Origin of the sequence: Calothrix sp. NIES-3974 (genome assembly GCF_002368395.1) — a bacterium.
GTDB lineage: Bacteria > Cyanobacteriota > Cyanobacteriia > Cyanobacteriales > Nostocaceae > NIES-3974.
In genome coordinates this window covers 1,249,928-1,270,055 of record NZ_AP018254.1, presented here as the reverse complement: position 1 = coordinate 1,270,055, position 20,128 = coordinate 1,249,928, and the positions used below count along the sequence as shown (strand labels likewise).

At 42.8% G+C, this 20,128-nt stretch carries 16 protein-coding genes; 11 read left to right on the top strand and 5 right to left on the bottom strand.

The features are described from left to right. Nucleotides 1-397 precede the first annotated feature (397 nt). The 6 genes from hpsJ-B to CDC37_RS04885 all read left to right on the top strand — a co-directional run bounded on the left by hpsJ-B (nucleotide 398) and on the right by CDC37_RS04885 (nucleotide 9,866). Nucleotides 398-1,225: a hormogonium polysaccharide biosynthesis protein HpsJ gene (gene hpsJ-B, locus CDC37_RS04915; RefSeq protein ID WP_096620747.1), complete on the top strand. Its 828-nt coding sequence runs from the start codon at nucleotides 398-400 to the stop codon at nucleotides 1,223-1,225. Between the two features lie 316 nt (nucleotides 1,226-1,541). Next, nucleotides 1,542-2,411 (top strand): glycosyltransferase family 2 protein, encoded by an 870-nt coding sequence (locus tag CDC37_RS04910; protein WP_096620746.1) that lies wholly within the window; start codon nucleotides 1,542-1,544, stop codon nucleotides 2,409-2,411. An 892-nt stretch (nucleotides 2,412-3,303) separates the two neighbouring features. Then, nucleotides 3,304-4,062 carry a DUF502 domain-containing protein gene (locus tag CDC37_RS04900; RefSeq protein ID WP_096620744.1) on the top strand — a complete coding sequence of 253 codons (759 nt, stop codon included), beginning with the start codon at nucleotides 3,304-3,306 and terminating at the stop codon, nucleotides 4,060-4,062. Nucleotides 4,063-4,265: 203 nt separating this feature from the next. Beyond that, complete coding sequence (nusB, locus tag CDC37_RS04895) at nucleotides 4,266-4,895, top strand: transcription antitermination factor NusB (protein WP_096620743.1); 630 nt, start codon at nucleotides 4,266-4,268, stop codon at nucleotides 4,893-4,895. A 916-nt stretch (nucleotides 4,896-5,811) separates the two neighbouring features. Then, on the top strand, nucleotides 5,812-7,500 hold the full coding sequence (gene ftsY / locus CDC37_RS04890; protein ID WP_096620742.1) for a signal recognition particle-docking protein FtsY: 1,689 nt from the start codon (nucleotides 5,812-5,814) through the stop codon (nucleotides 7,498-7,500). Nucleotides 7,501-8,462: 962 nt separating this feature from the next. After that, nucleotides 8,463-9,866, top strand: coding sequence for a PP2C family protein-serine/threonine phosphatase (locus tag CDC37_RS04885; protein WP_096620741.1), 1,404 nt, complete (start codon nucleotides 8,463-8,465; stop codon nucleotides 9,864-9,866). A gap of 463 nt (nucleotides 9,867-10,329) precedes the next feature. On the opposite strand, the gene CDC37_RS04880 is transcribed toward CDC37_RS04885, so the two are convergent. Beyond that, nucleotides 10,330-10,854, bottom strand: a complete 525-nt coding sequence (locus tag CDC37_RS04880; RefSeq protein WP_157780653.1) for a hypothetical protein — start codon at nucleotides 10,852-10,854, stop codon at nucleotides 10,330-10,332. Nucleotides 10,855-11,555: 701 nt separating this feature from the next. Here CDC37_RS04880 and CDC37_RS04875 point away from each other — a divergent pair. The 3 genes from CDC37_RS04875 to CDC37_RS04865 all read left to right on the top strand — a co-directional run bounded on the left by CDC37_RS04875 (nucleotide 11,556) and on the right by CDC37_RS04865 (nucleotide 15,171). Then, nucleotides 11,556-12,839: a dihydrolipoamide acetyltransferase family protein gene (locus CDC37_RS04875; RefSeq protein ID WP_096620739.1), complete on the top strand. Its 1,284-nt coding sequence runs from the start codon at nucleotides 11,556-11,558 to the stop codon at nucleotides 12,837-12,839. A gap of 153 nt (nucleotides 12,840-12,992) precedes the next feature. Next, on the top strand, nucleotides 12,993-14,108 hold the full coding sequence (locus CDC37_RS04870; protein ID WP_096620738.1) for an ABC transporter permease: 1,116 nt from the start codon (nucleotides 12,993-12,995) through the stop codon (nucleotides 14,106-14,108). Nucleotides 14,109-14,781: 673 nt separating this feature from the next. After that, nucleotides 14,782-15,171, top strand: a complete 390-nt coding sequence (locus tag CDC37_RS04865; RefSeq protein WP_157780652.1) for a hypothetical protein — start codon at nucleotides 14,782-14,784, stop codon at nucleotides 15,169-15,171. A 130-nt stretch (nucleotides 15,172-15,301) separates the two neighbouring features. On the opposite strand, the gene CDC37_RS04860 is transcribed toward CDC37_RS04865, so the two are convergent. After that, nucleotides 15,302-16,666, bottom strand: a complete 1,365-nt coding sequence (locus tag CDC37_RS04860; RefSeq protein ID WP_096620736.1) for an NAD(P)/FAD-dependent oxidoreductase — start codon at nucleotides 16,664-16,666, stop codon at nucleotides 15,302-15,304. Between the two features lie 386 nt (nucleotides 16,667-17,052). Here CDC37_RS04860 and CDC37_RS04855 point away from each other — a divergent pair, with 386 nt between their 5' ends. Together CDC37_RS04855 and CDC37_RS04850 are read left to right on the top strand one after the other, a co-directional pair. Continuing rightward, nucleotides 17,053-17,400: a histidine triad nucleotide-binding protein gene (locus tag CDC37_RS04855; RefSeq protein ID WP_096620735.1), complete on the top strand. Its 348-nt coding sequence runs from the start codon at nucleotides 17,053-17,055 to the stop codon at nucleotides 17,398-17,400. Between the two features lie 375 nt (nucleotides 17,401-17,775). Continuing rightward, nucleotides 17,776-18,159 carry a hypothetical protein gene (locus tag CDC37_RS04850; RefSeq protein WP_096620734.1) on the top strand — a complete coding sequence of 128 codons (384 nt, stop codon included), beginning with the start codon at nucleotides 17,776-17,778 and terminating at the stop codon, nucleotides 18,157-18,159. A 205-nt stretch (nucleotides 18,160-18,364) separates the two neighbouring features. Here the strand turns inward: CDC37_RS04850 and CDC37_RS04845 are convergent, their stop codons facing one another. The 3 genes from CDC37_RS04845 to CDC37_RS04835 are packed head-to-tail and all read right to left on the bottom strand — an operon-like array spanning nucleotide 18,365 to nucleotide 19,986. Then, nucleotides 18,365-18,640 carry a hypothetical protein gene (locus CDC37_RS04845; RefSeq protein WP_231943221.1) on the bottom strand — a complete coding sequence of 92 codons (276 nt, stop codon included), beginning with the start codon at nucleotides 18,638-18,640 and terminating at the stop codon, nucleotides 18,365-18,367. Nucleotides 18,641-18,678: 38 nt separating this feature from the next. Further along, nucleotides 18,679-19,470, bottom strand: a complete 792-nt coding sequence (locus CDC37_RS04840; protein ID WP_096620733.1) for a YdcF family protein — start codon at nucleotides 19,468-19,470, stop codon at nucleotides 18,679-18,681. Beyond that, nucleotides 19,471-19,986 (bottom strand): hypothetical protein, encoded by a 516-nt coding sequence (locus CDC37_RS04835; RefSeq protein ID WP_096620732.1) that lies wholly within the window; start codon nucleotides 19,984-19,986, stop codon nucleotides 19,471-19,473. Between the last annotated feature and the right edge of the window lie 142 nt (nucleotides 19,987-20,128).

Sequence of the window (20,128 nt, the reverse complement as noted above, 5' to 3'; positions counted from 1 at the left end):
CGCGCTACCTGCGTCTATGGATTTTAAATTCACAATTGGGTGGGATGAAGGTAATTTTTCCCGTTGATGCGGTGAACTAATAGGGAGTATTCATGTGGAATGAAAATCACTTATGTATAATATGTTACTGTATTTTTTCTGAGGACACCAGAAAACCCAAGTGCTAGGTTGGGGTAGTTTGTAGGGCTTTTTATCGCTTTTTATTTCCGTATACCGTATTTCACTATCAATTCACAGTTCCTTCGACTGCTGACTTTAGCCTCGTTGTTTGCAAAAAATGGCAAAAGTGGCTATAAACAAGATTCAGTTTGTAAAGAAACTGCAAGGTTATTGGTATATCTTCCAGTAACTTTATGTATGGTAATTATTTTTGAGTGGACTGCAAAGTTAAAAAGTTATGGTTAATCGTTTTGCTGCAATCACTGCTTCCCGAACTCTCAAGGTTGCGGGATTGGTTTGTATTCTTTCTTTTTTCCTGGATTTTGTGATTTTGTTGTTTCCCTTTCAACCAACTGAACGGGGATGGCAAATTTCCCTTGCAACAGCTCTGGTAGATAGGGGAATTGTACCTCTTGTCGGTTTAGGCATGTTATTTGCCGGTTATTGGGCTGATAGTATGGTAGAGGATGACCGAAGCGGATTTGATTTACGAATGCCGGCGATGGTAATATCCTGTGTGCTAGGATTAATGTTTTTGTTGATTTTCCCCCTACATTTAAATAATGTTCGCCAAGCTAGCGCTCAAACGATAGAAGATATCGGTAAGCAAGCTGAACAGGAAGAAAATCAGTTGAATAGTCAACTGAATCAATTTTTGGGGAATGCGGAGTTAAAAGCAGCTCTCGAACAGCGTAAAGCCGCAGCCAAGAAAGAATTAACGGATATAATCAACAATGAAGCAGTATATAAACAACGCTTAGAAGATCCAAACGTACCTGCTCAAACTAAAGAATTATTAAAAAGATTTAAGCAAAATCCTGCCGAAATTGACAAGTTTCTTGATGAGCAAGCAAATCCTCAACTGCAAGCAGCTCAACAAAAACGTCAGATTCGCGAACAACGGGAAAGAAGAGAAAAAGCTGCTCAAGACCAAGCCTTTAAATCGGGACTGAGAATTGGTGTGAGCAGTTTATCATTGGCAATTGGTTACATCATTATTGGTTGGACGGGTTTACGCAGTATGGGTGTCGCTCAAGGTGGTGGTCGCAAAGCCACTGCACGCTAGATTGAATGCAGAGGGTAGGGTGCATTTTGGTAAAGACGCGACATATCGCGTCTTTAAATATTTAGGATGAATGGGAAAAGCCAAGGGATGGAAATTAATCCCTAATTTATTACTTGTTGATAGTAGCGCTAAAGCGCTACTAAGAGCCAAATAGGTTAAAACTACTCCCTGTATAGACGACCCGACGGGTCGTCTATACCCACTCCCTATTCCCTACCCTCGCGAAAAGACTTTTTCCGCAGACCCTACTTAATCCAAAATCCATAGACGCACGTAGTGCAGCTTCTCGCAGAGTAATCTAAAATCCAAAATTAAAATGATTTCTATTTATATTCTGACCTATAACGAAGAAATAGATATTGCCGCTTGTATTGAATCAGCCATGTTATCCGACGATGTGATTGTCGTCGATTCCTGTAGTCGCGATCGCACTGTGGAAATTGCGCGTAGTTATCCGGTACGTGTAGTTGAACATGCTTTTGAAAGTCATGGGAAACAACGTACTTGGATGCTAGAAAATATTACCCCCAAATACGATTGGGTATATATTCTCGAAGCTGATGAGCGCATGACACCGGAATTATTTGCTGAGTGTGTCGAAAAATCCCAAACAGGTGAACATATTGGTTATTATGTTGCCGAACGAGTCATGTTCATGAACCATTGGATTCGTCACAGCACCCAGTATCCCCGTTACCAATTACGTTTGTTTCAACACGGAAAAGTTTGGTTTACGGATTATGGCCACACAGAACGGGAAGTTTGCGACGGTTCCACCGGATTTTTAACCCAAACCTACCCCCACTATACTAGTGGCAAGGGATTTAGTCGGTGGATTGATAAACATAACCGCTATTCCAGTGATGAAGCGGTAGAAACTATTAAACAACTGGAATCAGGGAAAATTAATTGGGTCGATTTATTCTTTGGTAAAACCGAAATTGAACGTCGTCGAGCTTTGAAGGATTTATCTTTACGGATTCCCGCTCGTCCCCTAGTTCGGTTTATATACATGTACTTTTTCCTTGGTGGTTGGTTAGATGGACGTGCTGGATTTACCTGGTGTACCCTACAAGCATTTTACGAGTATTTGATTTTACTCAAAGTTTGGGAAATCAAAAATATGCCCCCTGTTTCAGTCCAAGTTCCTTCAACCCAAGTTGAATCAGTGATGACTAGCAACTAAAGGGAATAGGGAGTCGGGAGTAGGAATGAGCTATTTTCTGGTTTGGTTGTGTTCAAACAACCTGGGGGGTTGACTTGAAAGTGGAGACGCACAAGAGACAAAACAAGATGTTGGCAGTGGGAAAAACCACTTTCATCTCATGGAGAAGCAGCGCTACACCCATCTACGGTTCTGGTGTCAGCATTACATGTAGGCTACCCCCTATTCCCCACTCCCTACTCCCTATTTTTTCGAGAGGACAGAAATCCGCGATCGCAGGACATGAAATATAACTTAATATAGTTTACATGAGTTCTCAGGGTGGCTACCTCCCGACCCAATATGGTGAAAAGCATGTCAGAATGCTAATTTAGAGAGAAATTGATTATCCTGATTCCAGGTTCAGTTTCTCATTGTGTTCACAAAAATCCCACAATTTGCAACATTCATTCACACAATGAGTGTAATGAAAGTAACATGAAAATACATCAGGTAGTCGTGGATTGATTTTGGCAAGTGATGCTGCAACAAGCATTTTTGAGCCAAAATTCAACCTCCATAGAACCTGTTGATATTGAATTGATACGGGGTAAACCTAGTACTCGACCACATCAAAAAAGTCAGGTCAAGGTCAGCAAGGGGAGCGGGGGGAAAATACCCTTAATTCTCCCACTCGCACCACTTTCGTTTCCTTGGTAGGCTACTAGATAAGTCGAATTTCCATGATTTGGAGGTTTGAGAATGAAGGAAATATGCTCATCTTGAGAGAAAAAACAATTTGAAGAATGGGGGAAATTTCCAAAATCCAAAATCAAACATTGAGTTGAGGTGTAAGTGACCATTTGGATTTAAGCTGTGCTGATATTACTGTTTTTAGACTGGCAACTTATGTGAGTTAATCAAATCGGTTGACATGAAAATCAATCTGAGAAATTCCACTAACCAAAATAAGGAGAATCGGGGGTTGGGAATCGAACGTTGGAAGCAGGATTTAAAAAATGATTTAATCGCTGGATTGTTGGTAGTGATTCCCTTAGCGACAACAATCTGGCTTACAATCACCATTGCCAATTGGGTGATTGACTTTTTGACGCGGATTCCCAAACAACTCAATCCCTTTGAAGGGCTGAATCCAGTATTAGTTAACTTACTGAATTTAACAGTTGGATTTGCTGTACCTTTAGTCAGTATTTTGACAATTGGGTTAATGGCCCGTAACATTGCTGGTAGATGGTTATTAGAATTGGGAGAACGTCTACTCCAAGCCATTCCCTTGGCTGGACAAGTATATAAAACCCTCAAACAACTATTAGAAACCCTGCTCAAGGATACCAATGGTAAATTTCGGCGAGTGATTTTAGTCGAATATCCACGTCGGGGAATTTGGGCGATCGCCTTTGTGACTGGTGTAATTAGTGCTGATATTCAGGCACAGATGTCACGACCAATGTTGAGTATATTTGTACCCTCAACTCCCAATCCGACAACAGGTTGGTATGCGGTGGTTCCGGAAGATGAAGTGATTAATCTTTCCATCTCGATTGAAGAAGCTTTCAAAATCGTCATCTCCGGTGGTATCGTTGCCCCAAATACCGTACTTCCACCCATCTCTTTAGCAAAAGAACGTAAAATTGAAATCCCATCCCTGGAATCCAAAAGACAGGTAATGTAACTCGAAGACAGTTAAATTTAAAATAATCAACAGGTAAATCAACCCAAACTAGCACCAATCGAATTATTATAAGTTGTCTGCCTTCGTACATGCTTAGACTTGCTCAACCGTCGTCGGGGTTTAGCGACGACAAAAAAGGCAAGTTGATACTTAAGTTAAGTGCGATTTTGCCGACATCTATAAATTAATTCTGCCCTAACATTATGCAACCGCGTATACCCCGTCAAATAGCCCGCGAATTGGCCCTGCTAAGTCTCAGTCAATTACCAGCCAACCCCAAAAAACTGACCGAGCAACAACTTCCCAAGTTGGTTTTAGCCGCAGTTCGCACCTTGACATCAGAAGTTCAAGAAACCCTGAACAGCGCCTCTGCGGAACTACAACGCAGTCATGACAGGGTGTTAAGTAGCGAAACCCGTGCATCGGATCTAAATACGGCTAGAACGATGCTCAAGGAAGCTATTTCGTTTACGCAAACGGCAATTAATCAATTAGGAGCAGCAGTTGAATTCCCGGAACTGATCCAACTTGCCAACCAAGACCGAGAAGTGGCAAAGTATGCTCTAGAGATTGTCCAAACAGTCAGCGCCAATCAAAACGCCATCGATGCAGCGATTGGTTCTGCCCTAGTAGATTGGCAAGTAACACGTTTAGCGCAAATTGATCGGGATATTTTGCGCATTGCCGTGGCAGAAATGGACTTTCTCAATGTTCCTGACCGCATTGCCATCAATGAAGCGGTAGAATTAGCTAAACGTTATAGCGAGGAAGAGGGACACAGGTTTATTAACGGTGTATTACGACGCGTTACTGAGCAGAAAAAGGCTGTTTAGTTGTAAATTAATTTTTCAGGAATGGGAAACCGCAGGATTTTAGATTTTGGATTTATGTAAAAATAGGTGGTGCGGGTTGTAAAGCCAAATACAGGCAAGATGCCTGTTCCACTTGATCAGTAATTATTTTGCAAAGTTCTAAAAAAGGCAGGTAGGAATTACGGGGGAAACTAGCTACTTGGAGAAAATTAGCCCCTACCGATCTATGGATTTTGGATTGACCCCGTAGATAAGTAGTAGTGCAAAATTAATTTGACATTCCGAAACGCTGAAATCCTAAGTGAATTGCTACTCCTTGAGAAAGCTTCGCCAACCTTCCAAGTCCTGTGGACATACTACCCCGGATTTCTCACAAACTCCTAAAGCTTTCAGTGAGTAGGGAGCGGGGAGTAGGGAGTAGTAGAAAAATTAACCCATGACTCAAGGCTTATCACTCCCTTGTGAGAAATGTAGGCTACGTGTTTACGCAGTATAACGAAGCTAATGCTGTGGACAATATATATTTAATTTTGGGTGTTACTGAATTTGGGTATGAATTATGATTATTTACATTTTGTATTGAAACCACAATCGTCCTAGAGACGTAGGGATGCTACGTCTCTATACAACGTCAAATCTTCAATTCATATGTGTATTCAGCAACGCCTAATTTTCCATCAGTATTGAAATCTGTTTGCTCAATAACATACCTGCAAAAAAATGCAACCAGCACCTTTACTTTGACACCACCAAATACGAAAAACCCTTAGCTATACCTCCGGAATCCTCCATCTGTATCTTTCCCCACTCCCCTGGAGACGACCCACCGTTTATCAATTCTTCCCCACTCCCCTGGAGACGACCCAGCGGGTCTTCTCTACTCCCCACTCCCTACTCCCTTTGTATTCCAAGTTAGTAAACGATATATCTAGGTGTAATGGTTTTTAATTGGTTCCGTCGTCAGCATGACGACCCTACTCTACAAACACAAACCCCTGATAAGCAGGAAACGGATACATCGGTATCTGAGCCAGCGGAAACGTCAGAAAGTAATGAATCTTCAGCTAATTCAGCGCCTGATGTTGCCAGTGATATGTTAGCTTTTGCCAAAGCTGCGTATAAAAACATTCAACAAAAGCAAGCGGTGACAAATCCGGAAACATCTACTGATACAGCCTCAGAGGTTGGGGAGGTGAAGGCAGATGGCGATGATTTGCGGAAAGAAGTCGTGGAAGTTGAACAACCTCCGGAGGTAACTGGCACTACAACTGGGGCAGATATTGCCTCAGAAACAGTTAGGGAAGATGTATCCGTCGATGGGGTGATAGATGGAGAAAAAGTTGATCTTGATAAAGATAGTTCCCTGGATACAGAGAATCTGGGTACACCTGAAAATACAAGCACTACCCTGAATACGGATGTAGCAGAGCCAGCAACAAAACCAACACCCTCATTTTTAGAACGGGCGGCGGCGGAAAGGGAAGCAAAACAGGAACGTTTGATGGCGACAGCTATCTCCGACGAATCGCCTATTGCCAGCCCATCAGAAAATGCGATCGCGACTCCAGGTGCTGCTCAAGATCAAGACAGTGCATCCACCGCAGAATCAGAAGAATTAAGTTTTGATGAGGGATTTATTTGGTCGGCGGAGGTTTTAGCAGCCCAGGGGCGAAAAGCGGAAGATATTTCCCTCGATGAAATTACCTGGTTGAAAAAATTACGTCAGGGACTAGATAAAACCCGTCGTAGCGTTGTTAACCAACTCAAAGCCATTGTTGGTCAAGGACCCCTCAACCAAGCAGCTGTCGGGGAAATTGAAGCTTTACTACTACAGGCTGATGTGGGAATTGACGCAACTGAATATATTATTGAAACCTTACAAAATCGTCTGCGGGAAGAAGCCCTTCCTCCCGATGCCGCGATCGCCTATTTGAAAGAAATTCTCCGAGGGATGTTAGATGCGCCTTTACAAAAATCAGCAAAACCCGTATTTGCCCCCGATAAGGATTGTTTAAATATTTGGTTGATGACCGGAGTGAATGGGGCTGGAAAAACCACAACTATTGGTAAACTTGCCCACCTAGCCCAAAAATCCGGTTATAGATGCTTGATTGGTGCAGCCGATACCTTCCGAGCAGCTGCGGTGGAACAAGTTAAAGTCTGGGGAAGTCGTAGCGGAGTTGAAGTAATTGCCAACCCTGGCAAAAACACTGACCCAGCCGCCGTTGTTTTCGATGCGATCGCAGCTGCCCAATCCCGTCAAACTGAGCTTTTATTAGTTGATACCGCCGGACGACTACAAAACAAAAAGAATTTGATGGAAGAACTCAGTAAAATCCGCCGCATCATCGATAAGAAAGCACCCGATGCCAAAATCGAATCCCTATTGGTTTTAGATGCCACCCTGGGACAAAATGGTCTGCGACAAGCAGAGGTATTTTCCCAAGCAGCCCAATTAAGTGGTGTTGTCCTCACGAAACTCGATAGCACCGCAAAAGGAGGTGTAGCTTTGGCCGTAGTCAAACAATTAGGATTACCGATTCGCTTTATTGGCGCTGGCGAAGGCATCGAAGATTTACGCCCCTTTTCTAGCTATGAATTCGTTGAAGCCCTACTAAATGGCTAGAAACCGATTTGGGGGCAACCAAAAACTTTCAGGGAGTAGGGAGAGACGCAATATATCGCGTCTGTACTAGGGAGTAGGGAAAAACCACTTTCACATCTTCTGATGTCAACATTACATGTCGGCTACTCCCTATTTCCGAGTCAGTCCCCATGTCATTTGGACACCGCCCAACAAGAAAACTACTCATTATTTCCACTCCCTGAGTTGAAAGGGATGAGGAAAAAACACTTTATATTACTTCATATTACTTCTGGTGTCAGAATTACCTATGGGCTACTCCCTAATCCCATCACGGACTACTCACTCTATTTACAAGCCAGACACGGTTACAAATACCCTAATTCTAAGTTTTCGTCTGGATTTGATGTTTTTCTTTTTAAGGCGAATAAAATTTGATTGCATTCAGGGAACACCTAGTGTATGTTTTACCAATATCAATGTTTGTTTTTATCCTGTACCATTAAGCATAAATAAGAAGGAGAGGTAGGAATATCTGGGTGAGGATGCAGGTCGCAATTGCTGTCCCAGAAATCATTTAATTTATCAAGTCAATGAAAAATAGGATTTGTTTCATATCCAAATAAAATTGAGTTACTCCAGCAACATATAGCAATTTTTGCAAATACGTTTTATATTCATTCATACCTATTGCTAGTGGAAAATACTTGGGGGAGGATAAGGTCAAATAATTTTGGAGCTTGCAGAAAGTGGCTTTAAACTTGACTCTAAAGCACAAACTTTCCACAACTTGTTTGGGTTTTGCCCAGTACAATCTTTACAAGCTGGTTCAATTAATTATTAAGAATAGGAACGGAAAAATGAAATACTTGTAAATTTTTCGGGTTACGTCTTTATACCCTTGCAAAAATCACATCTTTTGCTCGAATATGGTCTAGCAATATTTAACCGCATTTAGTTGACTGAAACCAAAATCTGCATATTGAAACTGAACAAATAATTCTGTGCCTCAACCACCTTCCCGACCAACAGACACAAATCATGGTGCAACAACAGCCGATGTCACCCCAGTTGTTGCACTCAAAGAGCTTGTGGCACGTCTGCACCGTGAACAGAACAAAATCCAAGATTTGCTCAGTTCTTTGGGTTTTGCTTTAAGGAGTTTCAACAACCTAAATCAATTTTTGGAACTCATTCCTTTAATGGCAACACGAGTGACAGATGCAGACGGAAGTGCCCTTTTTCTCTACAAATCCAATGGACAGGTACGCCTGGAACAGTTACATTGGCAAGACAGTCGCCAGCGCAAGAATATTCGTAAAGCTTTAGAGACGGCAACCAACCAAATCACCCAAATACCCACCATCACACCCTCGACCACAACTGTGACTACAAGTATTTTGGATGAGTATATGCACCATCACCTCGGTCCAGGAATGCAAATTTTTGGGACTGCCATACTAGTTAAACATAATGAAAGAGGTTGGTTATACGTCCTCAGTCGTGACCCAGAATATACCTGGACAGAAACCCGACAAAAATTAGTTCGCCTAGTGGCAGACCAAACAGCCGTTGCGATTGAAAACGATGAACTGGGGGTAGAACTACGTAAAAAGGAACGTCTCGATCAAGAATTGGAGATTGGGGCGGAAATTCAACGTCGCTTATTGCCTCGCCAATGTCCGACTATTCCGGGTATTCGTATTGCTGCTACCTGTAAACCAGCTAATCGGGTTGGCGGCGATTATTACGATTTTATTCCCACTAACCACAATCAAATTCAGCCTCACGCCAAAGACAACGCTGCTGGTGCAAATGACCCGTGGGGTTTGGTAATTGGTGATGTCATGGGTAAGGGTGTCCCTGCTGGTTTAATTATGACTATGATGCGAGGGATGTTACGGGGAGAGGTGTTACATGGCCATCAGCCACGGCGAATTTTACAAAACTTAAATCGAGTTATGTATGCCGATCTGGAAAATTCCAATCGGTTTATTACCCTTTTTTATTCTGAGTATGACCCGAAAACGAGGATTTTGTCTTTTAGTAATGCAGCTCATAATCCTCCCCTTTGGTGGCACGCAGCAACACAGACAGTGACGAGATTAGACACTTTGGGAATGTTGATTGGTCTAGATGCTAACAGTCAATATGAAGACGCACAGGTACAGTTAGAATCGGGTGATGTGGTGATGTACTATACCGATGGTTTAACGGATGCGGCTTCTGCTGATGGTAGTCATCGGTTTGATGAAGAAAACTTAATTAAGGCTTTTTGCGAATCATGTCCGATCTATGATGACCCCCAGGATATTGTCGAATATTTGTTTGAAAAGGTGCGTCAATTTATTGGTTCGGATAAAAATAACACTGATGATATGACTTTGGTGGTGTTAAAAGTTACTTGATTTTTCTCCTGCTTGTCAGTTTTTGGAAGTGGGGAGAAGGGAGTAGGGAGACGCAATATGTCGCGTCTGTTCATCAAAACAAGATATACCTTTTGTGCCTGTTTTCTGTCTTCAAGAAGTGGTTAATCAGGTATTTATTGACACTTGACGAACATCCTCTAACGATGAAACCCGAACTCAGGTTAAATAGGGAACAGTAGTAAGAACCATTTTCGTGTTTGGCTTTATCCAAACGACATAGGGGAATGATTGGCACTGGGTTTGGAAATAGTAGGCAAGGAAAAGTTAATTACAGGGTTATCTCGTCCCTATGCTCCGCGTGGGGAGGCATTCCACGAGGGCTACTGCCTCTAGATTCTTCAACCCAACCTACCCGATAATCAGGCTTTTAAGTCTAAATGAACTGTATTGCGACATAGGGGACTGATTGGCACTGGGTTTGGAAATAGTAGGTAAAGTAAAGTTAATTACAGGGTTTGACTTCGGTACGGTGGTTAGCGTATATATGGGTACATTGGCGTTGGGAACCAGCCCAGATAATTTGCCACATTGGGGGCGAATTTACCAGTAGGGTTCGCCCAAAACTTGTCATTTCAACTCGATATTTAATCGCTTTTTGTAGTTTATCAACTTTTTGAGTCTGGGTAATCGTAACTAGGGCTAGGTCTGGTTCTGGGTAATCAACTTCGATTTGGCGCTGGCCTTTTCTGGCTTCAATCTCATCAAACACATCTAGGGCTAATGCCTTAGGGTCTGTTCCTTGGCGAACAGCATCAATTTCGTCTATGGGGATGATTTTATACTTTTTCCTTTCTGCTTCAACAGTTAGGTTGGTACGGGGATTGCTAACTGTAAAAAATTGGTTTTGATTAGGGTGTTTAGTAGCTACGGAAGTGGATTGTTCACGTTGCCAAATATAAATTGCGGTTCCCACCGTAGCCAAGGTGGTGAGTATTAAACAGAAAAGTAATTTGAACTTTGCCGACATAATAAAAAACGTTGGAAAGGACGTTTATGAATGGTTATGGGCAATTAAGATTGAATTTTTCGACTAGATGTTCTCAATCCTCTCATCCTGGATTTACTCAGCTTTTTTAGTCACTTACCAGAAATGTGGATTATGTCTGTCAGTATGAAAACGGTGAATATATCATGATTAAAGCCTCAAAGGTTGACAGAACTTGAGTTTGCACTTTGACAAGCTTAGTTTCCGTCCTGGGTCGAATGCTGGTTGCTTGACCATCCTTCGACGGGTTAAATACAAGATATTCACTACAATTAGGTTGACGGACTACTGGGACTTACCACTGATGAAGTAGAAATCGGGTTTTGCGATCGCTTCCCTATACTGGGTAAACGCAAAGCTCAGGGGTAAAGCCATATCGCGATTTTCCGAAGTTGCTGATGCTCCTTTCTGTGTCCTAACACAACATAAATGGAGTCAGCAAAGTCCTGTTGAAAACAATCTCCTAGTGATCAATATTCAGTCTTAAGCCAAGACTTTCAGATACTTTTCCTCACACACACACTGAGTATAGATCCTTATTGTCCCAGTCGTCATGGGCAATACAAACTCATAGACATTTTGGGCGTAAAATAGTTCCTCCCGTTAGCAAAAGCAAGCTACAATTCGATTTGGCATCACTCTGCCGTAGTCCATCAAATTATCGATTCAATAAACCGCCAATTATGAGCATTAACGAAGTATTCATGCCTGCACTGAGTTCCACCATGACGGAGGGGAAAATTGTCCAGTGGCTCAAATCACCAGGGGATAAGGTGGAAAAGGGCGAAACAGTGGTGGTTGTGGAGTCTGATAAGGCCGATATGGATGTGGAATCCTTCTATGAGGGGTATTTGGCTCATATTATAGTGCCTGCGGGTGAGATGGCTCCTGTCGGTGCAGCGATCGCTCTCTTAGCGGAGACGGAAGCGGAAATTGAAAATGCGATCGCTCAAGCTCAAAGTTTGGCAAGTACAACTTCGACCTCAGTACCTGCATCCAGTCAGGAGGTGACACCTGAACCTGTATCCGCATCTGTCTCAACTTCTGTCAATGGTGCAAGTCAGCGTAGTGGTCGGACTGTGGCTTCTCCCCGCGCTCGTAAATTAGCCAAGGAGTTAAAGGTTGATTTAAACAGTTTGATTGGTAGTGGTCCCTATGGCAGAATTGTGGCGGAAGATGTGGAAGCCGCAGTCGGAAAGGTAAGTACACCGACAACTGGAACGACTCCGGTTGTACCTGTCACTCCCAGTGTGCCGAAAGCTACACCTGCTCCCACACCCGTAGCTGTTACTCCCGGAACCACCACCCCATTTACAACCCTACAAAATGCCGTGATTCGGGGAATGAATGCCAGTTTAAATGTCCCCGTGTTCCGAGTGGGTTACACCATCACCACCGATGGTTTGGATAAACTATATAAACAACTCAAATCTAAGGGTGTCACCATGACCGCTTTGATTGCGAAAGCGGTGGCGGTAACTTTACAAAAACACCCCCTATTGAATGCAAGTTATTCTGACCAAGGTATTGTGTATCCGTCTGCCATTAATATTGCTGTCGCAGTGGCAATGGATGATGGTGGGTTAATCACCCCGGTGTTGAAAAATGCCGATCAAATCGATATTTATAGCCTATCGCGGGAATGGAAGTCTTTAGTGGAAAGAGCGAGAGCAAAACAACTGCAACCGGATGAGTATTCCACGGGAACGTTTACTGTGTCGAATTTAGGTATGTTCGGTGTGGATACCTTTGATGCAATTTTACCACCCGGTCAAGGCTCTATTTTAGCGATTGGTGCATCCCGTCCCCAGGTGGTTGCTACTAGCGATGGGATGTTCGGTGTGAAGCAACAAATGCAGGTAAATATTACTTGCGACCACCGTATTATCTATGGCGCTCATGCGGCTGCCTTTTTACAGGATTTGGCAAAATTAATCGAAACGAATGCCCAATCTTTGACAATGTAGGGATGGACGACCCGACGACGTAGAGACGACCCGTCGGGTCGTCTCTACCCAAATCAATATTAATCAACAGTTTCCCATTTACCGAGGGTGTGATGTATGATTGGGCATTAATCACAATCAACATACTCACAAACTTGTAAATATCGGTGCATTATGACTTGGTGGCAACGATTCAAAAAAAACCCATTGGCCAAATTAGGGGCGATGATTCTGCTGATTTTTTATTTAACCGCGATCGCAGCTGATTTTGTTGCCCCCTATGACCCCTATGTTTCCCAGGTCAATGGTTCGTTGTTACCTCCAACACAAATACATTGGTTTAACGAATCGGGACAGTTAACCACCCCCTTTGTTTATCCTACCACCCAAGGTAAAACAGATTTAGAAACGGGCGATCGCCAGATGATTGTGGACAAAACGAAACCCTCGCCGATTCGTTTGTTTACCTCTGGACCCCAGTATAATTTGTTTCGCCTTAGTTTACCTTTACCACCAAAATGGGAGGAGGTGGAAGTATTTTCCGGCATCCCCATGACTCTACATTTATTTGGTGCCGATGGAGAGGGGAAAATTAATCTTCTGGGTACGGATGACCAGGGTCGTGACCAATTTAGCCGTTTACTACATGGGGCACGGATTAGTTTGTTTATCGGTATTGTCGGTGTGGCGATTTCTTTCCCCATTGGTCTGTTTATTGGCGGTATCTCCGGTTATTTTGCTGGTTGGACAGATAGCATTATTATGCGTCTGGTGGAAGTGATTATGACAATTCCCAGTATTTACTTATTAATCGCCTTGGCAGCCGTTTTGCCGGCAAATTTAACCAGCGCCCAGCGTTTCCTCCTGATTATTGTTATTACCTCCCTGATTCGCTGGGCTGGATTGGCTAGGGTAATTCGCGGACAGGTCTTGTCAATTAAGGAACGGGAATACATCCAAGCAGCGCGAGCAATGGGTGGTAATTCTTTTTACATTATTCTCCGCCATGTTTTACCGCAAACGGCAACCTATATTATCATTGCTGCGACCCTCTCCATTCCCGGATTTATTGAAGCAGAAGCGGTTTTAAGTTTGATTGGTTTGGGAATTCAACAACCCGATCCTTCCTGGGGAAATATGTTATCCCTCGCGAGTAATGCATCAATTTTGGTTTTGCAACCTTGGTTAATTTGGCCACCAGCAATTTTAATTATTGCCACAGTACTGGCATTTAATATTCTGGGGGATGGTTTACGTGATGCCCTTGACCCTCGCAGTGTTCAACGGTAAATCACCGGAAATTTCATCACATTTTCACAGCTTTGTCATACATGCTTCATACAAAATCAGTATAATTGACTATAAGCAAACATGCAGTTTGCTCCTCACACCATACCAAGCTCTCTTGTTGTCGGATACAAGGGAGTTTTTTTATTGGTTGTGATGATGACACTATTGTTTTTCTCAAAAAATCATGATCGATGGCAATCAAGTCTGTTTCACGAATGAAGCTGAAACTCAGCATATATTGCATAACTAAGGTCTGCGGAAAAAGTCTTTGCGTGAGGTTAGGGAACAGGGAGTAGGGAATAGTTTTAACCCTGCGGATTCCACTTTTTATCGACTCTCAAAAATTACAGATGCAAGGTGTTTGTCGCTCCTGTACGCCTATTTGGAAAGCACTTTTGGTGACTAAAATAGCCTTAAAAGCTGAGAAAATAAGAGTTTTATTTTCTAGCAAACCCTAACTAGTTGATTGACTATTGATGGCTAACGGTTGATAGTTAACAGTTGTACGCGAGCAAAGTTAAGGATAATTTTAGCGAGTACTCATGTCGCTTAGACACAATCAAATAACAAAGTAGTTCATATATACTTGCCCGACAAACGCGACATATCGCATCTCTCCCCACTCCCTCTGCATCAAGCGAGTAAATAAAAATCAAAGTGACTAAACTTACTTATGAATAGAAATCTCCAAAACATGCTGATGGTAGTTTTTTTTGTGTTTGCGATCGCATTTTTTTCGCCAATTATAGAATTTCCATCAGCCAAAGCGATCGCGTTCACACAACCAATCGATAACCTTGTTCACAGCAATCAAGATCGATTAACTCCCCTAGCACATCAAGAGATACAAGCAGTTCGTCAACGCCGTAACCGCGATATAATTGAGGTCCTTGACCAAAGTCAAAGAGCAGAACTCGACTACTACGTGCGTTCAGGAGAAAAAATAGAATCTGCGGTGACAAAGTTGAGTTTAGACCGGGATCAATGGGATACAATTCAAGCTATTGTTGAACTAAGTCGGTTAAAAACGAAGGCAATACTCGCTCGACATGGGATGCTTTGATTTCGGAGACTGGATACTCTGTAAACAAAAATCCAAAATTTAAAATCCCAAATCCCAAATCGAATAATTTTTCCAGTCAACGGTCAACGGTTAACAGTTAACCGTTAACTGATGGCTAAATTACCAATTTTCAAACATTTAACGGAGTGCGATTATCTACTGGTTGATAATATTCCACTGATTGATTCACAGGATTTTTCACCCCTACATCCATTCCCGTAATCAATCTTGCTCCCCGTCTACGGGTGAAGTAGTTCCACAACCATTGCAGCATCACAACTAGTTTATTCTCAAATCCTATCAGGAAATAGATATGGACGAATAACCAAAATAACCAAGCAACAGCACCCGTTAGTTTCGCAAAGCCTAAATCCACCACTGCTGCATGTTGACCAATCACAGCTAAACTACCATAATCCCGATATTTAAACTGGGGTAAAGGTTTATGATTCAATTTCGCCTTTATTAAGGATGCCACAAATTGCCCTTCCTGCATCGCTACGGGTGCAACACCTGGTAACGGTTTCCCTGTTTGATGGGCATAATGGGCTAAATCTCCAATGACAAACAAATTGGGATAGCCAGGAATACTTAAATCTGCTTCCACAACCACCCGTCCTGCGCGATCGCATTCTGCTGGGGTGCGTTCGCAAATAATTTTTCCTAAAGGAGAAGCTTTCACCCCTGCTGCCCATAATACCGTTTTGGCATGGATGGTTTCCGTTTCTTCCCCAGATTTTATTGTGACGATATCATTGTCAATATTTGTCACCAAGGTATTTGTCCGGACTGTGACACCTAATTTTGTTAATGCTGCTTCCGCTTCCTGGGATAACTGGGGTGCAAAGGGTGGTAATACCCGATCCAAGCCTTCCAATAATAAAACCTGTGTTTCCCCAGTATCAATATTCCGAAAATCCTTCCTCATCGTCTGGTAGGCAATTTCTGCGATCGCACCTGCTAATTCGACTCCGGTTGGTCCCCCACCCACAATCACAAAAGTTAATAAAGCTTGACGCTTTGCTGGATCAGTCTCCTTTTCTGCTGCTTCAAAGGCAGAAAAAATTTGTCTTCGCATGGCGATCGCATCCTCAACCGTCTTTAAACCCGGTGCAGATTTTTCCCACTCATCCTTACCAAAATAGGAATGCTTCGCTCCTGTGGCCAAAATTAAGGTATCGTAGGCAATTACCTCTTCCCCCATAAATACCTTTTGACCATCCGGATCAATATCACTCACCTCTCCTAACAACACCCGTGTATTTTGACTTTCACTCAAAACCGACCGCAAAGGAGAAGATATATCTGCAGGTGAAACCGTTCCCGTCGCTACTTGATACAACAAAGGTTGAAACAAGTGAAAATTACGCTTATCAATCAGGGTGACACTAACATTCTTGACTTTACCTAATGCCTTTGCTGCATACAACCCACCAAACCCACCCCCAACAATCACAACCTGATGGGGTGGCTGACACTCAACTCCATTTACCATAAAAGGGACATCCTTTTGTTGACATATCTGTCACTATTCTTAACAAATATTTATCAAATCGTCGTAAGAGTTTTTGTTGAGTTTGCACATGTAAATTTTTTGTAAAGTTAGTAGCTTTACGTTTATTTAAGTAGGGTCTGGAGAAGGGGTAGGAAATAGTTTTAAAGTTTTAAGCTTTCCCTTCCATTTTTTACAGACCCAAAAAATTACAAATGCAAGGTTTTGAAGTTTGATATACCCATGTATTTGCTGTTTTTTCAGGCAAAATAGCCTCAGCAATTGACGATATAAGTCGAACTAACTATTTTTCAGCAAGCCTTCACCCGGCATTTCTGGGTTGATCTCCTGTATCCTATATCCTGTATCCTGTATTCCCTAATCAACCCATGACCAACCAAGATACTATTTTTGGCAAAATCATTCGTCGAGAAATACCCGCAGATATCGTCTATGAGGACGACCAAACCTTGGCATTTCGTGATGTTAACCCCCAAGCACCCACCCATATCCTGGTCATCCCCAAAAAACCTATCCCTAAACTTGCTGACGCTCAAGCAGATGACACCCAATTATTAGGACATTTGTTACAAACCGTGAGAAAAATTGCCGAACAAGAACAACTTACCAATGGATATCGAGTTGTGATTAATACTGGTAATGATGGCGGTCAAACAGTCTATCATCTCCACATTCATCTTCTTGGTGGACGAGCTTTTGCATGGCCTCCTGGTTGATTCTTAACTCGAAAGGGAGTAGGCAAAAACCACTTTCATAAAAACCCTTTCGGGAGTTTAGAAACAAGCGTAGCTTTTAGCCCTAGGAGGAAAAACGACTTGGTGGACTTTAGTCCACAGTCTTTCTTGTTGACTAAATATTTAAACCGACATGATGGCTACTCCCCACTCCCCTGGAGACGACCCGGTGGGTCGTCTCTACTCCCCACTCCCTACTCCCGATTTACAAGCAAGACAAGGCAAGATTCCACCATGTTAAGTTACCATCAAAGAGTAAGTGGTAATAACAGCAAGTAGTATTTATACCTATGCACTTGTCACTGTTGTTGCTTATGGTTTATCCTCGAAACCAATGGTATCGCGATAGGTGGTGCTATGCCCAACCGTGACTTTCCCGACAATGAAGACCGCAAATTAGAAAAAGCCCTGACGAACAAAATTATCGATGGATATTTCGGAAGTTCGGAAAGTTGGCTGCGGGCGATTTTGCGGATGTGTTACTTTTCCCTAGGATATGTTGATGGCCAATTGGTGTTTGTCGTCGAATGTCCGAATCAGGCTGTGGCTAAACGTTTAAGTCGCAAGACCTATCCATTTCGGGGAGTTGTATACTATTTGACAGATGACTTTAGTGCTGGAGGGCGATCGCTGTTTTGTTATTGGGATGAAAAACAGGCGATTTGGAATTGTTTTGACACCCGGACTAATTCCTGGCAATCCTTGAGCAGTCTCACCTCTACCACCGCAAATACGGAGTAAATGAATCAAGGGTTTTCAAATCCCAAATCCAAAATCCAAAATTGAATTGAGTAGACGAATCAAGCATTGTCAAATCCAAAATCCATAGACGCGTTGGCGAAAGCCATGCCTTTAGGCTAGCGGATCGACCGAAGGGTAATCCAAAATCCAAAATTGAATTGAGTAGACGAGTCAAGCATTGTCAAATCCAAAATCCAAAATCCTATCAGCGTCGTCGGCAAACAATACCCCCCAGGAACGCACCGAAAATGATTCCCGTCCATAAACCCGTCGTACTACCTTGCCACATGGCTGCGGGAGTTGTGGTAATATGGCATAATTGTTGCCATCCCCAACCTTTGGTAGTACATTTTTGGTTATGGAGATGGGTGCTGAGTTGTCCACCTAAATAGGCAGATGACACACCGAAAACTAAAGCGATGGTAGTGCAGATGAAAGTGCCATGGGTCGGAGGTTTTACGTTGCGCATATCACGGGACATGGTTTTTCAGGGGAATGTAGAATACAGGAGACAGAATATTAAATCCATCCTCGCAGACGATAGATAACCATACCGATATATTCTTTCATGGCGTTGGTAAACATGTGAATATATTTAGCATCCGGTAACAAACTTAATATGGCAGCTTTAGGGGTAGCAGTCATTTCTGTTAGTTCGCTGTCGCTGACGAGGAAATCAGTAGGTGCAGGGATGACATCCATTCCTTGACGTTGGAAAATTAGGAGAGAGCGGGGCATATGGGTGGCGGAAGTAATTAATAGCACCTTTTTAAGGTTTTTCCTTTCCAGGATGGGTTTGACAAATTTCGCATTTTCGTAGGTATTGAGGGAATTGGGTTCCAAAATCAAAGCACTGCGGGGAATGCCTATTGAAGTCAAAATAGTAGCCATGTCTTCCGCTTCCGCATTCCCACTACCTGACCATTCCACCCTACCACCACTGAGAACGATTATAGGTGCTTTTTTTTGGCGATACAATTGGGCTGCATAAATGACGCGATCGCCTGCTTCACTCAGGTCAACACTGGGACGGGGAGGGGAGGGTGTACGGGTTGCACCACCGAGGACGACGATTGCGTCTGCGGTTGGTAATTCACCGACGGGGATATGTTGACTTTCAAGCGATCGCACCAAATAATTGGCAACGAAGGCATTACTACTAATGAGTAAAGTCCCCAGAGCTAAAGCCATACAAATGGCAGCGATGCGAGGACGTTTCCAGACTGTAGTCAATCCTACCACCAGCAGCATCGAACTTAAGCCAAGGGGGTAGATAAATAGGGGGAGTAATTTGGAAAGATAGAGGAACATTTATTCCCAGAATTTTAATCGATTAAAACCTTGATAACGAGGACGACGCGATCGCTGAATGGGACGACGGAATCGACGTTGAGCAATGGTGGAGGAGGGGAAGGTCTGATCGGATTCAATTAATTCCTTGGGTAAATCAGTTTGACTGCTTTCTTTGCTTCCCCACCAAGCGATAATTAATCCACCACCTAATCCTCCTAATCCCCCTAGGAGGATGCTCATGGGAGCTTGATAGCCTAAAATAGTAAATCCCACCAGGAAGAATAACCAGTACTTTAAACCAGCTTCTACACCGTCTGAAGATGCAACATTTTCCGGTTGGTTGGGACCAGTTTTATTGGCTTCGGTAATCCAGCCAATAGTAAAACCAGCTAATATCCCCAAAAATAAACTGACCTCTAATTTTTGCCCCATCATCAGCAAAATCAAGGTCAAGAAGATACCAAAAATCAACTGCACCGAAAAATTTGGTGGTACTTTCCACAGGTTATTTCCGTTTTTATTGTCTGAAGCCATAAGTCTAGAGGTTGATTCGGTTAATTAATAACAGTAAGAGGAAAGGTGACTAAATAATCCAAAATCCGTAGACCCATAACCTGGATTTCTTTCTCACAAGTCCCTCACTTTCAGGGAGTAGGGGTGGTGGGAAAATCAACCC